At 66.8% G+C, this 23,350-nt stretch carries 19 protein-coding genes; 8 read left to right on the top strand and 11 right to left on the bottom strand.

All coding sequences use genetic code 11. From position 1 onward, the window contains the following. Positions 1–187 precede the first annotated feature (187 nt). A complete protein-coding gene (locus F3J19_RS08375; protein ID WP_167039690.1) occupies positions 188–2,641 on the bottom strand; it encodes a glycogen/starch/alpha-glucan phosphorylase in 2,454 nt (817 codons plus the stop codon). 645 nt (positions 2,642–3,286) lie between these two features. Between F3J19_RS08375 and F3J19_RS08370 the strand changes: the two genes are divergently transcribed. Continuing rightward, positions 3,287–4,750 carry an MFS transporter gene (locus tag F3J19_RS08370; protein ID WP_167039930.1) on the top strand — a complete coding sequence of 488 codons (1,464 nt, stop codon included), beginning with the start codon at positions 3,287–3,289 and terminating at the stop codon, positions 4,748–4,750. A gap of 36 nt (positions 4,751–4,786) precedes the next feature. Here F3J19_RS08370 and ltaE read toward each other — a convergent pair whose 3' ends face one another. Both ltaE and F3J19_RS08360 read right to left on the bottom strand, forming a co-directional pair. Continuing rightward, a complete protein-coding gene (ltaE, locus tag F3J19_RS08365; RefSeq protein WP_167039688.1) occupies positions 4,787–5,794 on the bottom strand; it encodes a low-specificity L-threonine aldolase in 1,008 nt (335 codons plus the stop codon). Between the two features lie 44 nt (positions 5,795–5,838). Beyond that, a complete protein-coding gene (locus F3J19_RS08360; protein ID WP_167039686.1) occupies positions 5,839–6,600 on the bottom strand; it encodes a peptidoglycan DD-metalloendopeptidase family protein in 762 nt (253 codons plus the stop codon). Between the two features lie 425 nt (positions 6,601–7,025). On the opposite strand from F3J19_RS08360, the gene F3J19_RS08355 reads away from it, so the two are divergent. Beyond that, a complete protein-coding gene (locus F3J19_RS08355) occupies positions 7,026–7,346 on the top strand; it encodes a hypothetical protein (RefSeq protein WP_167039928.1) in 321 nt (106 codons plus the stop codon). Positions 7,347–7,543: 197 nt separating this feature from the next. On the opposite strand, the gene F3J19_RS08350 is transcribed toward F3J19_RS08355, so the two are convergent. From F3J19_RS08350 to F3J19_RS08320, 7 genes are all read right to left on the bottom strand, one after another. After that, entirely contained in the window at positions 7,544–7,879 is a 336-nt protein-coding gene (locus F3J19_RS08350) for a DUF4148 domain-containing protein (protein ID WP_167039684.1), read from the bottom strand. A gap of 289 nt (positions 7,880–8,168) precedes the next feature. After that, complete coding sequence (gndA, locus tag F3J19_RS08345; RefSeq protein WP_167039682.1) at positions 8,169–9,578, bottom strand: NADP-dependent phosphogluconate dehydrogenase; 1,410 nt, start codon at positions 9,576–9,578, stop codon at positions 8,169–8,171. A gap of 141 nt (positions 9,579–9,719) precedes the next feature. Then, complete coding sequence (locus tag F3J19_RS08340; RefSeq protein WP_167039680.1) at positions 9,720–10,352, bottom strand: DUF938 domain-containing protein; 633 nt, start codon at positions 10,350–10,352, stop codon at positions 9,720–9,722. 62 nt (positions 10,353–10,414) lie between these two features. After that, positions 10,415–11,032 (bottom strand): pyridoxamine 5'-phosphate oxidase family protein, encoded by a 618-nt coding sequence (locus F3J19_RS08335; RefSeq protein ID WP_167039678.1) that lies wholly within the window; start codon positions 11,030–11,032, stop codon positions 10,415–10,417. 50 nt (positions 11,033–11,082) lie between these two features. Next, positions 11,083–11,952: an NAD-dependent protein deacetylase gene (locus F3J19_RS08330; RefSeq protein WP_167039676.1), complete on the bottom strand. Its 870-nt coding sequence runs from the start codon at positions 11,950–11,952 to the stop codon at positions 11,083–11,085. 29 nt (positions 11,953–11,981) lie between these two features. Continuing rightward, positions 11,982–12,365 carry an oxidoreductase-like domain-containing protein gene (locus F3J19_RS08325; RefSeq protein ID WP_167039674.1) on the bottom strand — a complete coding sequence of 128 codons (384 nt, stop codon included), beginning with the start codon at positions 12,363–12,365 and terminating at the stop codon, positions 11,982–11,984. Positions 12,366–12,516: 151 nt separating this feature from the next. Beyond that, entirely contained in the window at positions 12,517–13,281 is a 765-nt protein-coding gene (locus F3J19_RS08320) for an SDR family oxidoreductase (protein ID WP_167039672.1), read from the bottom strand. A 478-nt stretch (positions 13,282–13,759) separates the two neighbouring features. On the opposite strand from F3J19_RS08320, the gene F3J19_RS08315 reads away from it, so the two are divergent. After that, positions 13,760–14,617, top strand: a complete 858-nt coding sequence (locus F3J19_RS08315; protein WP_167039670.1) for a polysaccharide deacetylase family protein — start codon at positions 13,760–13,762, stop codon at positions 14,615–14,617. A 188-nt stretch (positions 14,618–14,805) separates the two neighbouring features. Here the strand turns inward: F3J19_RS08315 and F3J19_RS08310 are convergent, their stop codons facing one another. Then, positions 14,806–16,218 (bottom strand): DUF2252 domain-containing protein, encoded by a 1,413-nt coding sequence (locus tag F3J19_RS08310; protein ID WP_167039668.1) that lies wholly within the window; start codon positions 16,216–16,218, stop codon positions 14,806–14,808. Positions 16,219–16,563: 345 nt separating this feature from the next. Here F3J19_RS08310 and F3J19_RS08305 point away from each other — a divergent pair, with 345 nt between their 5' ends. From F3J19_RS08305 to F3J19_RS08285, 5 genes are all read left to right on the top strand, one after another. Continuing rightward, positions 16,564–17,328, top strand: coding sequence for a 2Fe-2S iron-sulfur cluster-binding protein (locus F3J19_RS08305; RefSeq protein WP_167039666.1), 765 nt, complete (start codon positions 16,564–16,566; stop codon positions 17,326–17,328). An 11-nt stretch (positions 17,329–17,339) separates the two neighbouring features. Continuing rightward, positions 17,340–18,341, top strand: coding sequence for a xanthine dehydrogenase family protein subunit M (locus F3J19_RS08300; protein ID WP_167039664.1), 1,002 nt, complete (start codon positions 17,340–17,342; stop codon positions 18,339–18,341). Further along, on the top strand, positions 18,338–20,551 hold the full coding sequence (locus tag F3J19_RS08295; protein WP_167039662.1) for a xanthine dehydrogenase family protein molybdopterin-binding subunit: 2,214 nt from the start codon (positions 18,338–18,340) through the stop codon (positions 20,549–20,551). Before F3J19_RS08300 ends, F3J19_RS08295 begins: the two co-directional genes overlap by 4 nt. A 313-nt stretch (positions 20,552–20,864) precedes the next feature. After that, positions 20,865–21,452, top strand: a complete 588-nt coding sequence (locus tag F3J19_RS08290; RefSeq protein WP_167039660.1) for a nucleotidyltransferase family protein — start codon at positions 20,865–20,867, stop codon at positions 21,450–21,452. Between the two features lie 242 nt (positions 21,453–21,694). Beyond that, complete coding sequence (locus tag F3J19_RS08285; RefSeq protein WP_167039658.1) at positions 21,695–23,239, top strand: DUF4130 domain-containing protein; 1,545 nt, start codon at positions 21,695–21,697, stop codon at positions 23,237–23,239. The last annotated feature ends 111 nt before the right edge of the window (positions 23,240–23,350 follow it).

Genomic DNA, 23,350 nt, shown 5'->3' with positions numbered 1-23,350 from the left:
CATGAGCGTAACGTCAGTGGTCAATGCGCGACCGGCAGTAAGAAAAGCCGTGCGCGGCTCCCCGAGCCGGCACGGCTTTTCATTCGCTTGGCGAACCCGAGATTGAACGTGCCGATTGAACACGCTCATCGAACACGTTTAGCGAACCCTCACCCCGAACCCGACGGCTACGGCACCACGCCGCCGCTCACTCGATATCGAGCGGATTCACGCGCCAGATATTGCGTGCGTATTCGCCAATCGTGCGGTCCGACGAGAACTGCCCCATTCCCGCGATGTTCTCGATCGCGCTTTCGGTCCATGCGCGCCGGTCGAGAAAACGCGCATCCACTTCGTCCTGCGCCTTCGCGAACGCGGCGAAATCGGCCAGCACCATGTAGTGATCGCCCCAATCGACGAGCGTGTGGAAAATCTCGGAGAAGCGCAACGGATCGTCCGGCGAGAAGAAGCCCGAACGAATCTGATCGAGCGCGATGCGCAGTTCTTCGTTCTCCTCGTAAATCTGCCGGGGGCGGTAGCCGCTTGCGCGCAGATGGTCCACCTCGTCCGCGGTATGGCCGAAGATGAAGATGTTCTCGCGGCCCACCGCGTCGCAGATCTCGATGTTCGCGCCGTCCATCGTGCCGATCGTCAGCGCGCCGTTGAGCGCGAGCTTCATGTTGCCGGTGCCCGACGCCTCGGTGCCGGCCGTCGAAATCTGCTCCGACAGATCGGCCGCCGGAATAATCAGCTCGGCCACGCTCACGCCGTAGTTCGGCACGAACACGACCTTCAGCCGATCGCCGATCAGCGGATCGTGATTGACCTTCTGGCTCACGTCGCCGATCAGCTTGATGATCGTCTTCGCCATCCGGTAGGCGGACGCGGCCTTGCCCGCGAACAGCACGACGCGCGGCACCCAGTCGCGTTCGGGATTCTCGCGAATCCGGTTGTAGCGCACGATCACGTGCAGCACGTTCAGCAACTGCCGTTTGTATTCGTGAATGCGCTTGACCTGCAGATCGAACAGCGCATCGGGATCGAACGCCAGCTTCGTGTGATGCGCGAGCCGCTGCACGAGCCGCAATTTGTTCTGCCGCTTCGCCTCGCGGAAAGCCTCGATGAATTCCTCGTCCTTGCGCAGATTGCGCAGCTGTTCGAGTTCGAACAGATTGCTGCGCCAGTGCGTGCCGATGCGCGCGTCGATCAGCGAGGCCATCGACGGGCTCGCCTGCGCGAGCCAGCGGCGCGGCGTGATGCCGTTGGTCACGTTCGTGAAGCGGTCCGGATAGACGCGCGCGAAATCGGCAAAGATATTGCGCGTCATCAGTTGCGAATGCAGCTTCGAGACGCCGTTCACCTTGTGACTCGCGACGATCGCCAGATATGCCATGCGCACGCGCCGCTGCCCGTATTCGTCGACGAGCGAAATGCGGCGAATCATGTCGCCATCGTGGCCCGACTGCTCGCTGACGTGCTTCAAGAACTGCGCGTTGATCTCGAAGATGATTTCGAGGTGCCGCGGCAATAGCCGCGCCAACATTTCGACATCCCAGGTTTCGAGCGCCTCGGGCATCAGCGTGTGATTCGTGTACGAGAAGATTCGCGTGACGTGTTGCCACGCCTTGTCCCACGGCAGATGATGCACGTCGACGAGCAGACGCATCAGCTCGGGAATCGCCAGCACCGGGTGCGTGTCGTTCAGATGCACCGCGACTTTCTCGGAGAAGCGCCCGAACGTGCTGTGGGTGCGCTGATAGCGGCGGATCAGGTCCTGCATCGTCGCCGAGACGAAAAAGTACTCCTGGCGCAGCCGCAATTCGCGGCCAGCCTGCGTCGAGTCGTCCGGATAGAGCAGCCGCGAAACGTTCTCCGACATGTTCTTCGTGTCGACCGCGTTGCGATAGTCGCCGCGATTGAACGCATCGAGGTCCAGTTCCTCGGTCGCGCGCGCGGACCACAGTCGCAGCGTGTTGGTCGCGTCGGTCGCGTAGCCGGGAATCACGGTGTCGTAGGCGGTCGCGTTCACATGCTCGGTGTCGATCCACTCGACCCGGTCGCCGTGCTGCACGGTACGGCCGCCGAAATGCACCATGTACTTGATCTCGGGACGCGGAAATTCCCACGGGTTGCCGGCGCGCAGCCAGTAATCGGGCGCCTCGACCTGCTCGCCGTTGACGATCTGCTGGCGGAACATGCCGTACTCGTAGCGAATGCCGTAGCCGAAACCCGGAATGCCGAGCGTCGCCATCGAATCGAGAAAACACGCGGCCAGCCGGCCGAGACCGCCGTTGCCGAGCGCCGCATCGGGTTCGATCCCGGTCAGCATCTCCATGTCGACGCCGAGGCTCGCGAGCGCCTCCTTCATCGGGTCGTGAATGCCGAGCGCGAGCAGCGCGTTGGTAAAGGTTCTACCGATCAGAAACTCCATCGACAGGTAGTAGACCCGCTTCACGTCCTGCTCGTATTGCAGGCGCGTGGTTTTCATCCAGCGCGCGACGAGCCGGTCGCGCACGGCCAGTGCGGCTGCATGCAGCCAGTCATGGGGGTGCGCGGTGACGGCATCCTTGCCGACGCCGTACATCATGCGATTGGAAATTGAGCGCCGTAGCGCGTCGACGGTACTGTTGAGCTGGTCGAATTCCAGATCGACGGCTGTCATCGAAGCCTCCGGGAAAGTCGACATGGCATACGCGAACCGCACGGTCGACGGACGGGAGGCGCGTGCCTGTCAGGCGGATTAAGAAAACAGAGTAGGACATTTTACGGCTCGCGCACACCGGCTCGCGCGAGCGGGCTCTGTCGCACATGCCGTGCCTGGCGCGCGCGGCGAAAGCCCCAAGTCTTCCCGAGCCATCCGCTTCGATTATTTTTTCGGTACGTGACCGGAGCGTGACGCCTCGATGCATCGGCGTAAATGCATGTCGGCGTGAATGGATGCGAACCGGCGGAATCGGCAGATCGGCTCGATGCATGGTCGAATCGGCGGGTTTGCATGCGAAACGGATGGATCGCGAGATACAACTGGACTAAGCCAACGCGAAGGTATCGTCAACGTGAAGATACCGCGGCAGATTGACCGTTAGTTGCGTTAAAAATAAAGACGATGGATGACCCTCAGCCAATCGTCACTCCTCTTCCCCTTTCTTCCTGCCCGCGTCCCTGCACGATTTCCACGTCTCTGCAACAATCGCGACATTGCGCCGCGCCAACCGCCTCGCCACAGCGGCGAACCGGACCGCGCGCGCCTCATTCCCACGCAACCCCGCCGCCCGTGCCGCGTCGTCCGACCGGCCGCCGCATCGGCATGCATAACCCGACGAGCCGCGCCTTGTCCGATAAGCTCAGCAACCCCATCAGCGCCGCCGCGCCCACCTTTCCGGCGGACGGCCCGATGTCCGCCGCCAACCGCCGCGCGATGGCCGCGATCATGCTCGCCGTCGCGCTCGCCACGATCGACACCGCCATCGCCAACACCGCCTTGCCCGCGATCGCCGCCGATCTGCACGCGGCGCCCGCGGCATCGGTATGGATCATCAACGCCTATCAGCTCGCGATGGTCGCGACGCTGCTGCCGCTCGCCGCGCTCGGCGACATCGTCGGACACCGGCGCATTTATATCAGCGGCATTGCGCTGTTCACGCTCAGTTCGCTCGGCTGCGCGATGGCGCCGACCCTGCCGCTGCTCGCCGCCGCGCGCATCGTGCAGGGCCTCGGCGCGAGCGCGATCATGAGCGTGAACACCGCGCTGATCCGCTATCTGTACCCGCCGCACCGGCTCGGGCGCGGCCTCGGCACCAATGCGCTGATCGTCGGCGTGTCGTTCGCGGTCGGGCCGACGGTGGCCTCGCTGATCCTCTCCGTGGCGACGTGGCCGTGGCTGTTCGCGGTCAACGTGCCGCTCGGCGTGCTCGCGCTGAGCTTTGCACTACCGGCGCTGCCGCATACCGCGCAGGGCCGACATCAGCTCGATCCGGTCGCGGCGCTGCTCAACGTCGTCACGTTCGCCGCGCTGATCTTCGCGCTCGGCGAGGCGGCGCAGCGCGCCTCGCTGCAGATCGTGCTCAGTGCGGCGGCGCTCGCCGTCGTGTTCGGGCTGCTGCTGATTCGCCGCGAAGCGGGTCATCCCGCGCCGATGCTGCCCGTCGATCTGTTCAGACGGCCGGTGTTCGCGCTGTCGGCGGTCACGGCGGTGTGCTCGTTCGCGGCGCAAGGGCTCGCGTTCGTGTCGCTGCCGTTCTATTTCGAAGACGTGCTGCTGCGCAGCCAGGTCGAAACCGGCTTTCTGATGACGCCATGGCCCGTGGTGGTCGCGCTGGCCGCGCCGCTCGCGGGCGGCCTGTCGGACCACTATCCGCCGGGGCTGCTCGGCGCGATCGGGCTTGCGGTGCTGTCGGCGGGAATGGCCTCGCTCGCGCTCCTGCCCGCGCATCCGCACATACTCGACATCGGCATTCGTATGGCGATTTGCGGCGCGGGCTTCGGCTTTTTCCAGTCGCCGAACCTGAAGGCGCTGATGGCAAGCGCGCCGCCGGAGCGCAGCGGCGGCGCGAGCGGCATCGTCGCGACGGCGCGGCTGCTCGGGCAGGCCACCGGTGCGGCATTGGTCGCGCTGTGTTTCGGAATTTCGGGACGGCAGCACGGGCCGACGCTCGCGCTCGCCACCGGCGCGTTCTTTGCCGGCGCGGCGAGTCTCGCAAGCGGCTTGCGGCTGCTTGCGCCGTCGCATCGCGCGGGCACGCAGGCGCCGGCGGCGGCGAAAGCGAAGTAAGGCCGTGGGCGGCGCGGGCTTGAAGCCGCGCGCCGATCAGCGCGCCGCGAAATACCCCTTCACCGCAGCGATAAACGTATCGATATCGGCGCGCGACACATCCCTGTGCGTGACGAAGCGCGACGAGTACAGCATCTGCGTGAGGATGCCGCGCGCCTTGAGCCACGCTTCGAGCGGCGCGCAATGCGCTTGCGGGAACTGCGCGAACACCATGTTCGTCGCGACCGACTGCAGCGTTACCTGTTCGATCGCTTCCAGCCCTGCGGCCAGATGCGCGGCGTTGGCGTGGTCGTCGGCGAGACGCTCGACGTTGTGTTCGAGCGCGTACAGGCAGGCCGCCGCGAGCACGCCCGACTGGCGCATGCCGCCGCCGAGCACCTTGCGCCAGCGGTGCGCGAGATCGATCAGCGCGCGGCTGCCGACCAGCACCGAGCCGACCGGCGCACCGAGCCCCTTCGAAAAGCAGATCGACACGGAATCGAACGGCTCGCACAGCGCCGCGAGCGGCTTGCCCGACGCGACCGCCGCGTTGCATACGCGCGCGCCGTCGAGGTGCGTCGACAGACCGTGCCGGCGCGCGAGCTGCGTCGCCTCGGTCACGTAGCCGGCCGGCAGCACCTTGCCGCCGATCGTGTTCTCCAGCACGAGCAGGCGCGTGCGCGCGAAGTGATCGTCGATCGGCTTGATCGCGGCGGCGATCCGCTCGAGCGGGATCGAGCCGTCGGCGGCATTGTCGAGCGGCTGCGGCTGGATGCTGCCGAGCACCGCCGCGCCGCCGCCTTCGTATTGGTAGGTGTGCGCCTGCTGGCCAACAAGGTATTCGTCGCCGCGGCCGCAGTGCGCCATCAACGCGGCGAGGTTGCTTTGCGTGCCGCTCGGGAAGAACAGGCCCGCTTCCTTGCCAGCGCGCTCGGCAAGCGTCGCTTGTAGACGCAGCACGGTGGGGTCGTCACCCCAGACGTCGTCGCCGACTTCGGCCGCCGACATCGCCGCGAGCATCGGCGGAGTCGGACGGGTGACGGTATCGCTGCGCAAATCGATCATGGTGTGTCCCTGTGCGTCCATTGAATGCGGCCTACGGTGCCGCCCTACTTCGGCAACCACGCGAGCGGATCGACCGGCTGGCCGTTCTGGCGCACCTCGAACTGGATCGACGCGACGCCGCGGCTATCGACGCCGACCTGGCCGATCGTCTGCCCTTGCGCGACCGCGTCGCCTTCCTTGACGAACAGCTGGCTGTTCTGGCCGTACGCGGTAATCAACGAATCGTCGTGCTTGATGATGATGAGCGGGCCATACGCCTCGATGCCGGTGCCGGCGTAGACCACCCGGCCGGTCGCGGCGGCCTTGACCGGATCGCCGGGACGCCCGCCGATCACGATGCCGTTGGACTTGCCCGCCGAGAACGTCTTGAGAATCGGCCCGCGCAACGGCCATTGCAGCACGCCCTGCTGCGGCGCGGCCGACATGCCCGGCGCGGTGGGCAGCGCGCCCGGCGCCGCCGGCATCACGGCAACAGGCGGCGTCACCACGCTGCCGGACGCCATCGGCGGAGACACGCGCAGCACCTGCCCCGGCACGACCTGCGCATTGACCACGAGACCGTTCCACGCCGCGACATCCTGTAGCCTGTGGCCATAGGCCGAGGCGATGCCGGCGAGCGTGTCGCCCGGGTTGACGCGATAGAAGCCGGCGGGCACCGGGACCGTGGAGAGGCTCGTCGCATTGGGCGGCGTGCTGCTGTAGAACGGCGTGCTGTCCCACGGCATCGTCGTACAGCCCGCGACCATCGCGCCAAGCGCCGCCGCCGTCAGCAGACGAACCCCCGTCAGTTGCCATTGTCCTGTCATGTGATTTTCCTCGACTTGTTCTCAATCGGATTCAATCGACGCCCGAGCATGTGCCGTGCCGCCGCCGTTCGCGGTCCGCCATGTTCCGCCATGTTCCGCCATGTTCCGCCGTTGCCGGCGCGCCGATGCGCGCCACGGTGACGCGCCGCGGTAAAGCTCCCGCTACGGATCGGATGCTCTTCAGCGTCGACGAGCAGTTGGAAAGCGCGAAAAAACCGCGGCTCGTGGACCTGAGCCTCTGGCGACAACGCTCGCGCGGCTGGCCCTATTATAGGTCTGATGGCCCGCGAGCCTTCTTCAGCAAGGCACGCCGGCCGATTCGTCCGATTGGCGAGACCGCCAGGGCGTCGCCTATACTCAGTCAAGCCGCGCGCAGCACGCCTCGCGACAATGCGACAACGTCTGGTTTCTGGGAGGAATCGAGGATGAACAAAGCCACCTTTCTGGCCGTGCAACTCAACGTCGACGATATCGCGGCGTCCCCTGGCCTCGTCGAATTGCTGAACACGCATCTCGTCTTCGCCGCCGACGTGGCCGAAGCCGCCGATGCGCTCGTGCAGCTGGCAAGCATCGCGGGGCTGTCGAGCGGCATCGAGGCGAGCGTCGAGATTCCCGCGCTGGCGGTCGAACGACTGCGCGAAGCGCTCGACAATCTGAGCGGCTACGACGAATCCTGGCTTCTGGCGCTGGAACCGAGCCGCGCGCTCTTCGACGAAATCGGCCGGCGGCATCGCACGCTGCATTGATACGGATCGCATGGCGAATGTGCCGTAAACGACAAAACGCCACCCGAACCAGCCGGATGGCGTTTTTTCTTGCCCGCCGCCTTCGCACTGTTTCGCGAGACGGCGTCTGCTTCGTTACTTCTACTTCTACCGCAAACTTCTGCTGCAACCTCTACTTCAAACTTCAGTGCAACCCGTAGCGGCGCCTGGCTGGCAAATTAGTTGCCGAAGTACACCGAGTTACGGTCGACCTGGAACGGGGTCACTGCGTGTCCGGCTTGCGAGGTACCGGCAGCCGGGGCGCCGTAGCCGCTCGTGTTCGCGGTGCTGGCCACGACGGCCGTACCGTTTTGCGCCGCGACGCGCGCTTGCGCAGCCTGGATGTTCTCCGGATAGTTCGCGTAGTCGCCGACCGGGCTGTAGCCGGCCTTTTCGAGTTGCACCAGTTCAGCGCGAACCTGAGCGCGGGTCACCGGCTGGCTGGCTTGAGCAAACGAAGCAACCGGAGCAACGAGGGCGGCGGCGATAGCAACTGCGGAAATCAGGGTCTTCATGATTAACCTCCAAATGACTTGTTTGTAATGCGCTTCGGGGGTTTTCTGTTTCTCCCTCAGCGCTTGGAAGCAAGTTTAGGAGGGTCACGATCTAGGGTAAACCCTTAAAATAAGGAAACTCCATTTCGACTTTTGCAACAATCCGCACAAATTGCCGACCGAGAACCTAATGTGCCGATAGTTTTTAGTAATAATTTTGTCAGCCACCCACGCATTCAAACAAAAAAAGCCCGGCGGTGCCTTCGGTAAGGCGCACGCCGGGCCATCATTCAAACGCCCGGGGAAACGCTCAGGCCCACTGTGCGTGGAAGCTGCCCGGCTTGTCGACGCGCTCGAACGTATGCGCGCCGAAGAAATCGCGCTGCGCCTGCACGAGGTTCGCGGGCAGACGCTCGGAGCGGTAGGCGTCGAAATACGCGATTGCCGAGGCGAACACCGGCACCGGCACGCCCGCGTTGACCGCGACCACCACGACTTCGCGCAGCGCCGCCTGGTAGTGCTTCGCGATGTCGCGGAAGTACGGGTCGAGCAGCAGGTTTGCGAGCGCCTTGTCGTTCGCATAGGCGTCGGTGATTTTCTGCAGGAAGCGCGCGCGGATGATGCAGCCGGCGCGGAAAATCTTCGCGATTTCGCCGTAGTCGAGGTCCCACTTGTACTCTTCCGAGGCCGCGCGCAATTGCGCGAAGCCCTGCGCGTACGAAATCACCTTGCTGAAATAGAGCGCGCGGCGCACCGATTCGACGAACGCCTCCTTCGCGGCGTCGAGCGGCTTCGCGGCCGGCCCTTCGAGCACCTTGCTCGCGGCCACGCGCTGCGTCTTCAGCGACGACAGCACGCGTGCGAACACCGCCTCGGTGATGAGCGGCAGCGGCGCGCCGAGGTCGAGCGCATTCTGGCTGGTCCACTTGCCGGTGCCCTTCTGCGCGGCACGGTCGAGAATCACGTCGACGAGGTCCTTGCCGGTTTCGTCGTCCTTCTTGCCGAAGATCTTCGAGGTGATCTCGATCAGGTAGCTGTCGAGCTCGCCCCGGTTCCACTCAGTGTAGACCTTGCCGAGTTCCTCGTTCGACAGGCCGACCACCTGCTTCAACACCGCATAGCTCTCGGCGATCAGCTGCATGTCGCCGTATTCGATGCCGTTATGCACCATCTTCACGAAGTGGCCCGCGCCATCGGGGCCCATGTAGGCGACGCACGGCTCGCCGTCCGGCGCCTTCGCGGCGATTTCGGTGAGGATCGGCGCAACCAGGTCGTAGGCGTCGCGCTGGCCGCCCGGCATGATCGACGGGCCTTTCAGCGCGCCTTCCTCGCCGCCCGACACGCCGGTACCGATGAAGTGCAGGCCCGCCTTCGCGAGTTCCTGGTTGCGGCGGATCGTGTCGGTGAAATGCGTATTGCCGCCGTCGATCAGGATGTCGCCCTGGTCGAGCAGCGGCTTGAGTTGCGCGATGGTCGCGTCGGTCGGCTCGCCGGCCTTGACCATCAGCAGAATGCGGCGCGGCTTTTCGAGCGAGTCGACGAACTCTTCCAGCGTGAAAGCCGGCACCAGTTTGCGGTCCGGATATTCGGCGATGAGTTCGTCGGTTTTCTCGCGGCTACGGTTGTAGACCGACACCGCGTGGCCGCGGCTTTCGATGTTGAGCGCCAGATTGCGGCCCATGACCGCCAGCCCTACCACGCCGATTGCCTGTTTGCCCATGTTGAATTCTCCAGAGTCCAAAAAATGTCGTGTCGCCGCGCAGCAGGAACACCGGGGGCGGCGTCGAGGGTGAAAGGATAAAAGAAATGCGCGCCGGCCGCTTGGCGGCAGGCACCGGGACGCGGGCCGCGGGCGGCGGGTTCAGGTCGCCGCGTCCGCCTTGCCACGCCCCGCCGGCTTCCTGAACACGAGGCTGAAGTTGTTCGCCGGCATCGCGATCGGTTCGTCGCACGCGAGGCCCAGCGCGGCGCCCAGGGCCACGACCGCTGCCATGTCGCGCACGCCCCATTCGAGGTTGCGGCTCTTCAGCCACTGATCGAACGCCTCGTTGCTCGGCGCCGTATGCGCGCCGCCGCGTTTGTACGGACCGTACAGATACAGCACGCCGCCCTCGGCGAGGCGGCGGCTCGCGCCCACGAATAGCGCCTGCGTCGCGCTCCACGGCGCGATGTGAATCATGTTGATGCAAACCACCGCGTCGAGCGTCTCGACGCCCCAGTCCGGCCGATGGACGTCGAGCGCGAGCGGCGCGCGCAGGTTCGGCAGCCCGGCATGTGCGCTCCATGAGGCAATCGACGCGCGCGCTTCGGGGTCGGCATCGCTCGGCTGCCAGTCGAGTCCGGGCAGCGCGCCGGCGAAGAGAACCGCATGCTCGCCGGTGCCGCTCGCGATTTCGAGCACGCGGCCGGTGGCCGGCAGCGCCTCGCGCAGCACGGCGAGGATCGGTGCGCCGTTGCGTTCGGCGGATGGCGAGTGTTGCCGGGCGTCTGTCATGGTGAGGCGTGCGAGAGGTTCGTTCGGGTTAAGGCTTCGGGCTTCGGGCTTCGTATCAAGTATCAATACAGCGTCGCGCGCACGCGGGCCGGCAGGTCGCGGTCGTAAGCGGCGGCGTCGAACTGCTCGCCGTCGTTCGCGGCGATGATGCGCCGCAGGATCTCGCCCGCGCTCGGCAGTTGCGCGCGTTCGAGGTGCCGCGCCGGATCCCACAGGTTCGAGCGCGCCATCGCCTTCGAGCAATGGAAGTACACGGCGTCGACGTCGATCAGTAGCACGGTGCGCGGCCGTTTACCGTCGACAGCGAAACTGTCCAGCCAAGCCGCGTCGGCCGAAATCCGCCCGCGGCCATTCACGCGCAGGCTCTCGCCGATGCCCGGAACGACGAACAGCAGCGCGAGCCGCGGGTCCGCGATGATATTGCGCAAACTGTCGAGCCGATTGTTGCCGGGCCGGTCGGGCAACGCGAGCGTGCGCTCGTCGACGATCCGCACGAAGCCCGGCGCGTCGCCGCGCGGCGAGCAGTCGAGGCCGTCGGGGCCGCTCGTCGCCAGCACGGCGAACGGCGCGGCCTCGATGAACGCGCGATAGTCTTCGTTGACGTGCGCGATTTCTTTGCGCAGCGCGCGCTCGCCCGGCTGGCCGTAGAGCGCTTCGAGTTGGTCGATCGTCGTCAGCATGGACATTCCTGAAAAGTGCGAGAGTGGTTCGGCGCACGGACCCGGATGCGTCACGCGCTCGCCAGCCGCGCGGCGAGCGCGGCGAGCGTGTCGCCGCACGGCGCGGCTACCTTCAGCGACAGCAGCGCATCGGCACGCGTGCGGCCCAGGTTGATCGCCGCGATCGGCTTGCCCTGGCGCTGCGCCCACACGCAGAAGCGATAGCCGGAGTAGACCATCAGCGACGAACCGGCGACGAGCACCGCGTCGGCCGCATCGAGCGCATGCGAGGCTGCTTCGACGCGCGTCTTCGGCACGTTCTCGCCGAAAAACACCACCGATGGCTTCAGCATGCCACCGCAGTTCGAACAGGCCGGCACGCGAAAGCCGCCGAGATCGTGCCACTCCAGGTGAGCATCGCCATCGGCGGCGGCTTCGGCGGTCACGTCGAGCAGCGCGGGGTTGTCCGCTTCGAGCGTTTGCTGGATCGAGGCGCGCGCGTGCTGCATGCCGCAGTCGAGACAGGTCACGCCGTCGATGCCCCCATGCAGCTCGATCACGTCGCGGCTGCCCGCGCGCTGATGCAAACCATCGACGTTCTGCGTCACGAGCGTCGGCACGTGCCCCGCGGCTTCGAGCCGCGCGAGCGCGACGTGCGCGGCATTCGGCTGCGCCCGCGCGACGAGCGGCCAGCCGACCATGCTGCGCGCCCAGTAGCGCTGACGCATCGCGAGCGTGCCGAGAAATTCCTGCAGCGTGATCGGCGGCGAACGTTTCCATGCGCCGTTGTCGTCGCGATAGCCGGGGATGCCGGAATCGGTGCTGATGCCCGCGCCGGTCAGCACGAAAAGGCGCGGATGGCGCTGCACGAAACGATGCAGATCGTCGAGCGTGTGCGAGTCGGTCTGCTGGTCGGGCGGCGTGAGCTGAAGTTCGGTCATGACGGAGACAGTGGAAGATCGTGCGTGCTTCAGCGGCGCGGGCGCGGTTTGCTGCGCGGGGTTGTCGAGCGTGAGGGCCCGGCTTGCCGTTCGGCTTGTGATTCGGCTTGCGGCACGCTTTGCGGATTCGGTCGCGGCTCGCGCTCCGGCTTTTTTTGCGGCTTCTTTCGCGCTTCCTTTAGCGGCTCCTCACGCGCTTCTGTTCGCACTTCCTTTCGTGCAGCCAGCCGCGCGTCCTGCCTGTCCGCCTGGCGCTCGCGCCACACCGACAACGCGATCTCATAGCGTTCGAGCGCCTCGTCGTACAGATCGAACACACACTGCGTGCAGCCGCTATGGCAACAGTCTTCGAGATCGGGTTGCGCGGGCGGCTGCGGCGGCGGATCGTCGTCGCGTGAGGTGGCTCGGGGCACGGCGCGTGGCTTTCGCGTGATGACGGAAAGCGCTCAGTATAAGTTGATCGCGCGCGCCGCGCTCCTGTGCGCGGCGCGGCTTCGTCCGGTTCCGCGCCGCCTGTCCGCGCTCATCTGCCACCTATCCGCCACCTATCCGCCGCTGATACCCTCACCCTCGCCCGACGAACGGCATCTTGCTCGCCATGATCGTCATGAACTGCACGTTCGCCGAGAGCGGCAGGCTCGCCATATGCAGCACCGCATCGGCGACGTGCTGCACGTCCATCAGCGGCTCGATCGCGATTTCGCCGTTCGCCTGCGGCACGCCGCGCGCCATCCGCGCGGCCATGTCGGTACCCGCGTTGCCGATGTCGATCTGGCCGCACACGATGTCGTACTTGCGGCCGTCGAGCGAGACGGCTTTGGTCAGGCCGGTGATAGCGTGCTTCGTCGCGGTATAGCCGATGCTGTTCGGCCGCGGCGCATGCGCCGAGATCGAACCGTTGTTGATGATGCGGCCGCCGCGCGGGTTTTGCGTCTTCATCAGGCCGAATGCCGCGCGCGTGCAGAGGAACACGCCGGTCAGATTGGTATCGACGATCGAGCGCCATTCGCTGATCTCGAGTTCGTCGATATCGACCGGCGAGCCGTTGCGGCCCGCGTTGTTGAACAGCACGTCGAGCCGGCCGAAGCGCGCACGCAGCGTGTCGAACAGCTGCGCGACGCTGTCGGCATCGGTCACGTCGCACGGCACCGCGAGCGCCTCGCCGCGCAGCGACTGCGCTTCCTGCGCGACTGCGTCGAGCGCAGCCTGACGGCGCCCCGCCAGCACGACGTTGTAGCCGTGCTCGAGCAGTCTGAGCGCGCAGGCGCGGCCGATGCCGCTGCCCGCGCCCGTCACCAGCGCCACTTTTCCGTTTTCCGTGTCCGACATCGCGCATCTCCTGTTGTGCTGGGTTGGGTGGCGGCGCATGACTTGCCGGGGCCGGTTCGCCGGACGAAGGCCGGTGTCCGCTGCGCCGCTTATCGCCCGGCACCATACAACAGCGGATCGGCGATCGCAAATGCGGCGGCTTGCCGTGGTGCGATTGCCGTCGCGCCGTGCCGGATCGAGGGTGAGGATAATAAGGATGAGCGCGATGAATCGCCCAGGGCGTGACGGCGAATTGCCGCTGCGCGCTCGCATCGGCACCGCCGCATCGCGAGCGGCGTCATCAGCCGCACCCTCGGCCGCATCACCCGCCGTATTACCCGAATCAGCACGCAAGCATGCGACTTTCAGCCCGCTTTCATCGGCCACGATTACCGCTTCACACGCATTCGGGCGCGGCCAACAATGGTATCGTTCGCGCTTGCGCGACGCGCACGATTCACAGCCTTACCGTGACGAAGGCGCACAGGAAGCATGTTTGATGAATGAATGCCCCAACCCGTCGCACGGCGCCGAGCCCGCGCCGCCGCGCCGCTGGCCGCGTACCGGCAATTCCGCGATGCTCAACGGCACGATCGCATGGCACGTCGTGGTGCTCGCCGGCTGGCTGCTCGCGCCGGCCGCGTGGCCGTGGTGGCTCGCCGCGATCTTCGTGAACCATGCGATGTTTACGATCACCGGACTCCTGCCGCGCACGGCGCTGCTCGGGCCGAACTGGACGCGCCTGCCCGCGAGCCCGCACAACCAGAACGCGATTGCCTTGACCATCGACGACGGTCCCGACCCCGTCGTCACGCCGCAGGTGCTCGATCTGCTCGACGCGTTCGGGGTCCGCGCGACGTTCTTCTGCATCGGCGCGCAAGTGGAGCGCCATCCGCGAATTGCACGCGACATCGTCGCGCGCGGCCATGCGCTCGAAAATCACTCGCAGGTTCACGTACATACGTTTTCGGTGACGCTGCCGGGCGCGCTCACGCGTGAAATCGCCGCCGCGCAGCGCACGCTCGAAAACGTGAGCGGCGCGCGGCCGATGTTCTTCCGCGCGCCCGCCGGCCTGCGCAACATCTTTCTCGAACCGGTGCTGCGCAAGCTCGACCTGCGCCTCGCCGCATGGACGCGGCGCGGCTACGACACGCGCGAGCGCAATCCGCACGTCGTCGCGCGCCGCCTGCTCGACGGTCTCGCCGCGCGCGACATCCTGCTGCTGCACGACGGCAATGCCGCGCTCACGATCGAAGGCAAACCGCTGATTCTCGCCGTGCTGCCGAGCGTGATCGAAGCGGCGCGCGAAAAGCATCTGCGTTTCGTGACGCTGCGCGAAGCGCGCGTCGGGGCGTGATGCCCCGATGCGTGATGCGATTGATGCGTCCGGTGCCATCAAGACGGCTAAAGCAACACCACCCAAGCGGCGCATGCGATAGGCGGCATAACGTGCCGCACCCGCTGCCCTTTCACGTCGAACGTTGAAGGCCAAACACCGAAGGCCCAACGCCGAACACCCGCCGCCGAACGCACCCTTCCCCCACACTACACGCGGAAATCCGCCGCCATATCCTCGTCGGTGCGTGCGTCAAGCTCGCCGCTGCGGCACGCCTTGAGAAACACGTCGTAGTCGCGCTCCACCTGGTCCGCGTAGCCGGTCGCATAACCGGTCAACGCTTCGGCAAACTGATCGCCGCGGCCGATATACGAGCTGATCTCGATCGCCTGGCCGCTCGCTTTCGCATGCGCGCGCGCCATGATCCAGCCGCACAGCCGCGCGTAGCCATCGAGCAGATCGCTGTCGAACAGTTCGATATTCGCGGACAGCTTCATGTCGCGCAACTGGCGGAAATAGAAATGCCGGCCGAGCGGCCCCGTCGCCCAGCCGAGGAAGATATCGCTCGCGGCCTGCAGCATGCGCTGCCCGTACACGACGCGCTCGCCCTCGTGTTTGACGGCCGGCGCCTTGTAGAACTGCGCGATGACCGAAGGCCGCGCTTCCTTCAATTGCAGAAACAAGGGCTTGTCCCTGTGATCGACGAGCAGCACCGCGAGGCAGCGCGTACCGACACTGCCGACGCCCACCACCTTGAACACGATGTCCTGCATCGTGAAGTGATCGAGCAGTTCGCGGCGGTCGTGCGACATCGTCTTGCGGTAATCGGCCCAGACGTGCTCGACCATTTTGTCGATGTTGCCCTTGCGGTAGGTGTCGGCGTCTTCCGCCGTGAACAGCGTATTCGCGCCGAGCACGTGAAAAAGTGCGGGCGGCGCATCGTGGACCTTCCAGCGCTCGCCGTCGAACGAGGCCATTTTTTCGAGCAGGCTCTCGTTCGTGCGGCTCGCGGCTTTTTCCATGCCGCGCCGTATCGCGCGCCGGCGCTCGGGCGTCAAGGCGGTTTCCGCCATCAGGTCGAAGGTGACGCGGTCGTACCAGAGTTCGAGCGCGCCGCACTGCGCATACTGGGCCATGCGATCGCGGTACGAACGGACCGCCGTCATCACGAGGCTTTCCGCCGTGCCGCGGCTCAGGCGCATCTGGCGCGCGGCCACCACGAAGCTCGCGGTCAGGCGTTTCAGGTCCCATTCGAAGGGACCGACCGAGACTTCGTCGAAGTCGTTCAGATCGAAGACCAGTTGCCGCTCGGGCGTCGCGAACCCGCCGAAGTTCATCAGATGGCCGTCGCCGCAGATCGGCATGCTGAGGCTCGTATCGGGCACCTTGCTCAGGTCGTGCGCCTGCAGAATCGCGCTGCCGCGAAAGAACGCGAAGGGCGACGCGGCCATGCGCCCGTAGCGCAGCGGCACGAGATTTTCGATCCGGCCGGCGCTGCTCTGCTTCAGAAGCGCGAGCGGATCGCGGTGCAACTCGCCGACCGCGCGATGGCTCGAGCGTTTCGAATGCTCGCGGGCGGCGCGCCCGCGCGCTTCCCGCTCGGCAATGGTGCTGGCTTTCATGCTGTTTCTCCGTTTGCGTCCTGATCTGGCGATGACGGGGACTGCATAGATCGCGGCGACTGCCCCTGCGATCATAGCGGGTCGGAACAGGTCATCGGTAAAAATGTTGCCCCGGCGATTCGCCCCGAGCGAACGAATGCGGCAACGCGCCCCGCCTCCTCATTCATTGCGAATATCGACCTGCGTTAATTGCGCAGATCGGCTTTGCTCTCCCCATCAATTTTTAATACCGTTGTACCTGCAACGGCACCGAATTTGCTGCGCACGGTTTGTTTCGACGCGATGCGTTGAATCTCGACGCATCGTCAGCCTGCATTGGCCTTTCAATGGAGTCAACGGAACGTCATGTCCACGCACACCGAATGCCCGGATTCGGGCGACCCCGCCCTTCCGGAACAACGCCCGGAACCCGCCCACCTCGCCCACCCCTCGCAACCCTCGCAACCTTCTCAACCCTCTCACCCCTCTCAACCGTCACGCCGCCGCTTTCTCCAGTCGGCCGCCGCCGCCGCGACGATCGGCGCGGCACCGCCTCTGCGCGCGCAAACTGAGGCACCAGCCCCAGCCACGGCCACGCCGCCAGCCAATCCGGCCGTGCCGCCGCGCCCGGTCGCGTTGAACGTCAACGGCCGCGCCTACTCGCTGCAACTCGAACCGCGCGTGACGCTGCTCGACGCGCTGCGCGAATACGCCGGCCTGATGGGCACGAAAAAAGGTTGCGACCGCGGCCAGTGCGGCGCCTGCACGGTGCTCGCCGACGGCCGCCGCATCAATTCGTGTCTGACGCTCGCGGTCATGCACGAAGGCGAAAACATCACGACCGTCGAAGGACTCGCGACCAACGGCGTGTTGAGTCCGCTGCAACGCGCGTTCATCGAGCACGACGCGTTCCAGTGCGGCTACTGCACGCCCGGGCAGTTGTGCTCCGCGACGGCCCTGCTCGGCGAGTTCCGCAACGGTGCGGCGAGCGCCGCGAGCGCCGACGTGCGCACGCGTCCCGCCGCGCTTTCCGACGCGGAGATCCGCGAGCGCATGAGCGGCAACCTCTGCCGCTGCGGCGCCTACGCGAACATCGTCGCCGCGGTGCGCGCCGCGCACGGCAACGCGTAACGGAGACCGGCATGGATGCGATCTCCTACGAACGCGCCGGCGACGTCGCGAGCGCGCTGCGCGCCGCGCAACAACCGGGCGCGGTATTTATCGGCGGCGGCACGAATCTGCTCGATCTGATGAAGGGCGGCGTCGCGCGGCCCGTGCGGCTCATCGACATCACGCATATCGACGGGCTCGATGCGATCACGGCGCTGCCCGGCGGCGGCATCCGCATCGGCGCGCTCGTGCGCAACAGCGATGCGGCCAATCACGCGCTCGTGCGCGAATCCTACCCGCTGCTATCGCAAGCGCTGCTCGCGGGCGCGTCGGCGCAGTTGCGCAATATGGCGACGGTCGGCGGCAATCTGCTGCAACGCACGCGCTGCGGCTATTTCTACGACACGGCCTTCACCCAGTGCAACAAGCGCCTGCCCGGCAGCGGCTGCGCGGCGCTCGGCGGACACAACCGCATGCACGCGATTCTCGGCGCGAGTCCGCAATGCATCGCGGTCAATCCGTCCGATATGAGCGTCGCGCTGGCCGCGCTCGACGCGACCGTGCGGGTGAGCGGCGCGAACGGCGAGCGCACGATCGCGTTCGCCGATTTTCATCGGCTGCCCGCCGAGCGGCCCGACGTCGATACGACCCTGCTGCCCGGCGAGCTGATCACCGCCGTCGATCTGCCGCCGCCGCTCTTCAGCGCGCACTCGCACTATCTGAAAGTGCGTGACCGCGCCAGTTACGCATTCGCGCTGGTCTCGGTGGCCGCCGCGTTGCAGATGGACGGCGCGCGCGTAGAGACCGCGCGCATCGCGCTCGGCGGTGTCGCGCCTAAACCGTGGCGCGCGAGCGCGGCCGAACGGATGCTGGCCGGCCAGCCGCTCACGCAGAGCACGCTCAGGAACGCCGCCGCAGCCGCGCTCGACGGCGCGCGGCCGCAGCGCGACAACGGCTTCAAGGTGCAGCTCGCGCAACGCGCGATCGTGCGCGCGATCAACGAGGCGGCCGGTTACGCGGGAGGTGTCGCATGAATCTGATCGGCCAGCCGCTCGATCGCGTCGACGGCCTGCTCAAGGTCACCGGCGATGCGCGTTATGCGGCCGAATTCCCCGAAGCGCGACTCGCGCATGCGGTGCTCGTGACCAGCACGATTGCGCGCGGCACGATCGCGTCGATCGATGCGAGCCATGCCGAGGCCGTACCCGGCGTGCTGCTCGTGATGACCTGCCGGAACGCCCCGCGCCTGCCGAACGGCGGTCAGCCCGCGCTCGCGCCGCCGGCCGGGCGGCGTCTGTCGCTCCTGCAGGACAACGAAGTGCATTACAGCAACGAGCCGGTCGCGGTGGTGGTCGCCGATACGCTCGAACATGCGACCGATGCCGCGCGCCAGCTGCGCATCGTCTATCGGGCCGAGGCCGCGGCGCTCGACTTCGCGCAGGCGAAGCCGAACGCGCATGCGCCCATCAAGCCGCAAGGCCGTCAGACCGACACGCAGCGCGGCAGCTTCGAGGACGGCATGCGCGGCGGCGCGGTGCATATCGAGGCGACCTATACGACGCCGATCGAGCATCACAATCCGATGGAGCCGCACGCGACGATGGCGCGCTGGGACGGCCCGCAACTGACGCTCTACGATTCGACCCAGGGCGTGAGCAACGCGGCGCAGGCGGTCGCCAGGGTGTTCGGCATGCCGGCCGGCGACGTGCGCGTGATCTCGCCGTTCATCGGCGGTGGCTTCGGCGGCAAGGGCTCGTCGTGGTCGCACGTATCGCTGTGCGCGATGGCCGCGCGGCAAACCGGACGGCCGGTGCGGCTCGTGCTCGAACGTCCGCAGATGTTCGGCCCGGTCGGCGCGCGCCCGCGCACCGAGCAGCACTTCGTCATCGCGGCGCGGCGCGACGGCACGCTGACCGCGATGCGCCACGACAGCTTCTCGAACACCTCGACGATCGAGGACTGGACCGAGACCTGCTGCATGGTCACGCGCATGCTCTATGCGGTGCCCAATCAGGTAACGACGCACCGGCTCGTGCCGCTCAATCTCGGCACGCCGACCTTCATGCGCGCGCCCGGCGAAACCACGGGCTCGTTCGCGCTCGAATCGGCGATGGACGAACTCGCCGCCGCGCTCAAGATGGACCCGCTCGCGCTGCGCCTCAGGAACTACGCCGAGCGCGATCCGCAGGAGAACAAACCGTGGTCGGGCAAGTCGCTGCGCGAGTGCTACCAGATCGGCGCGGAGAAATTCGGCTGGTCGCGCCGCTCGCCCGCGCCGCGCTCGATGCGCGACGGCAACACGCTGATCGGCATGGGCATGGCGACCGCCACCTATCCGGCCAACCGCAGCGAGGCGGCGGCGCTCGCGCGCATTCTGCCGGACGGCACCGCGATGGTCGCCTCGGGCACCCAGGACCTCGGCACCGGCACCTATACCGTGATGACCCAGGTCGCCGCCGATGCGCTCGGCTTCGCGCCCGAAAACATCCACTTCGCGCTCGGCGATTCGACCCTGCCGCGCGCGCCGGGCTCGGGCGGCTCGCAATCGGCGGCAAGCGTGTCGCCGGCCGTGCGCGAGGCGGCAAGCGCGGCGCGCGGCCAGTTGATCGCGCTCGCGCTCGCCGATCAGGCGTCGCCCGTGCATGGCCTCGCGCCCGAGGACGTCACCGTCGCCGACGGCTGGGTCGTGAGCCGCTCGCAGCCGGACCGGCGCGATCCGGCCGCGGCGATCATCGCGCGCGCGGGCGGCAAGCCGATCGAGGCGACCTCGACGGTCAGGCCCGGCAACGAGAAGCAGCAGTACGCGTTCCACTCGTTCGGCGCGGTGTTCGTCGAGGTGCATGTCGACGCGGACCTCGGCACGATCCGCGTGCCGCGCGTAGTGGCCGTCTACGACGTGGGGCGCGTGCTCAACGAGAAGACCGCGCGCAGCCAGATGATGGGCGGCATCGTGTGGGGCATCGGCGCGGCGCTGCAGGAAGAGTCGTCGCTCGATACGCGCTACGGGCGCTTCACGAACGCGAATCTGGCCGAGTATCACGTGCCCGTGAATGCCGATATCGACACGCTCGACATCGCCTTCATCGGCCGGCCCGACCCGTATATCAACTCGCTCGGCGTGCGCGGGATTGGCGAGATCGGCATTACGGGCGTGCCGGCCGCGATCGCGAATGCGGTGTATCACGCGACCGGCGTGCGGGTGCGGGATCTGCCGATTACGCTCGATAAGGTGATGCGGGTTTAGTGGTGTGTGTCGGAGTGTTGGCGGTGAGGTGTTGGTGGTGAGGTGTTGGTGGTGAGGTGTTGGTGGTGAGGTGTTGGTGGTGGGGTGTTGGTGGTGAGGTGCTGGCCGTGCGGTGCTGGCCGTGCGGTGCTGGCCGTGAGGTGCCGGCCATGAGGTGCTGGCCATGAGGTGCTGGCGGTGGGAGATTGGCAGCGCGCGATTGCGTTACGGTGTCGAAAAGCGGCGCGGCGAACGCCATATGCCGGCATTCGCGCTTGCCTGACGTGGCCTTGCATCGCACAATCGGTCTCGTTCCTTCTATTGGGATTCGCCGATGGCCTACGCCTCGCTCGCCACAGGTGTCTTGCTCGCCGCCGGGTTCGGCTCGCGTTTCGATCCGGACGGGCTGCGCAACAAACTGCTCGCACGCCTGCCCGACGGCACGCCCGTCGCTCATGAATCGGCGCATCGGCTGCTGCTCGTCGTGCCGCATGTGATCGCGGTGGTGCGGCTCGGCTCGGATGCGCTCGCCCGCGTGCTCAACGATGCCGGCTGCGACGTCGTGTTCGCGGCCGGCGCCGAACGCGGCATGGGCGCGAGCCTCGCGGCGGGCATCGCAGCGAGCGACGACGCCGAGGGCTGGATCGTCGCGCTCGCGGACATGCCGCGCATCTCGATTCCGACGATCGAAACGGTGGCCCGCACGCTCGACGACGGCGCCGCGCTCGTCGCGCCGTTTTACGACGGACAGCGCGGCCATCCGGTCGGCTTCGGCGTCGAGCATTGCGAGGCGCTGCTCGCGCTCGACGGCGACGCGGGCGCCAGATCGCTGCTGATGACCCAACGTTTGACGCGCGTGGATGTCGACGATCCGGGCATCCTGCGCGACGTCGATACGCCGGAGGATTTGCGCGGGATTTAGGGGCGGTTTTTGCGGTTTTGCCGTTCTGCGGGTTTGCGGGTTTGTCACCCGCCGGCGGCGAACCCGGCATGCGCTTGCCTCGTTCTCACGGCCATTCTCAGAGCCATTTCGCCGCAGTCATCCCGAGCCTCGACCGCGCGGCATCTCCCGGCAAAAGCATCGGACTCGCCCAACCCGTCGCCCCCGCTTGCCCCAATCCCCCTTTGCGCACATACTGTATATTTATACAGTATTTTGCCGTCGTGAAACGCATCCTGATCGAACCGACTTTTGCCGCCTGGCGCCGTGCGGCGCGCGAAGCGCTGCGCGAAGGCATCGAGCCTTTATCGGTCGAATGGATTGAAGCCGAGGGCGAGGGCAAGGGCGAAGCGGAAAAAACCGCAACGCCACGAACCCGACCGTTCCTGGATAAAACCACCCTCGGCGCCGAAACGCCGCTCCTCGCTCGCCCCACACCCGCCATCCCCCGCGAGCTGCTCATGCAGCTAAAAACCGCCGCGTGCCATCGCTCGGACGATCGCTGGACTCTGCTCTACCGCATCCTGTGGCGCTGGATGCAGGGCGAACGCGGCGTCATCGAACTGCACGACCCCGACGGCGCGCTGCTCGCGCAACGCGCCGAGGCGATCGAGCGGGCCACCGCCGAACTCGTGCTCGGCACGCTGTTCAGACGGCGCGATCCGTCGATGGGGCCACCGGAATTCGTCGGCTGGTACGAGCCGCATCACGACCTGCTCGAACGCGCCGCCACGGAGTTCGCCGCGGACATGGGCAACTCCACGTGGATGCTCGCGACCCCGCGAGGCGCGGCGTTCTGGAACGGCATGCTGTTGCGCATCGGCCGTCCCGCAGCGGAAGAACGCCGCGAGGCCGGGCATGCTTTGCCGGCGAGCGCGATGACCGGCGAAGCCGTCACGAGCGAACCGGCCGAAGCACTATGGCTTGCCTGGTACGCGAACGTCGTCAACGCGCAACCCGCGCCGGTGCCGCTGCGCTACTGGCGCACGCCGCCCGCCGGTCCGCCGCTGCCCGCGCATCTCGCACGCGAGCGCACGCGTCTTGGCGCGCGGGGTGCCGCCGTTCACGTGGCGCAGCCACCGCCCATTGAGATTTCCGCGCTCACGCCGCCGTTGCGCGAGCCGAACGGCCCGCTCGCCACCTGCCGGCGCTGCGGACTGTGGCGCAGTGCGAAGCAGGCTGTCGCCGGAATCGGTCCCACGCACGCGGCGATCATGGCGCTCGGCGAGCAGCCCGGCGAATACGAGAACCAGCACGGCGAACCGTTCGGCGGCGCGACCGGGAAGTTGCTCGATACGGTGCTTGCGCGCGCCGGTGTCGAGCGCGCGGCGTTGTATCTGACCTATGCGGTCAAGCATTACAAGTGGGAGATAGCGACCGAGGCGCGCGCTATTCCACGGCAGCCGGGCCCGCAGCGCGAGAGCGGGCAGCGCGTCCATCGCGCGCCGGAACGCAGCGAAGTCGAGGCTTGCGGATACTGGCTGGACGAGGAGCTGACGCAAGTCGCCCCGCGCGTCGTCGTCACGCTCGGGCCGACCGCGCTGAAAGCGTTGACCGGCGCGCACGTCAATCTGTCCGAATACCTCGGGCTCACGATCGCGCATCGCGGACGCCTGATCGTGCCGACGTGGCATCCGTCGTACGCGCTCAGAACCGCCGACGCGCGGCTGCGCGAGGATATCGTCGCGAACCTCGTGGCGGCGTTCAGGCACGCGGCGGTGTTGGCGGCTCAGACGGCTCAGACGGCTCAGGCAACTCAAGCAATTTAGACTGCTTAGGCGCTACGCCGCGCGATCAGTCATACAAACAGCAACGGCAAACATCCGCGACAAACGGCTTCGCCCCACCACGTCACTACGTCACCACACAGCCACACCACC

This window comes from Burkholderia sp. Ax-1724, assembly GCF_011752995.1.
GTDB lineage: Bacteria > Pseudomonadota > Gammaproteobacteria > Burkholderiales > Burkholderiaceae > Paraburkholderia.
Note: the sequence above shows the minus strand (reverse complement) of the source record. Positions and strands in the feature narration are given on the sequence as shown.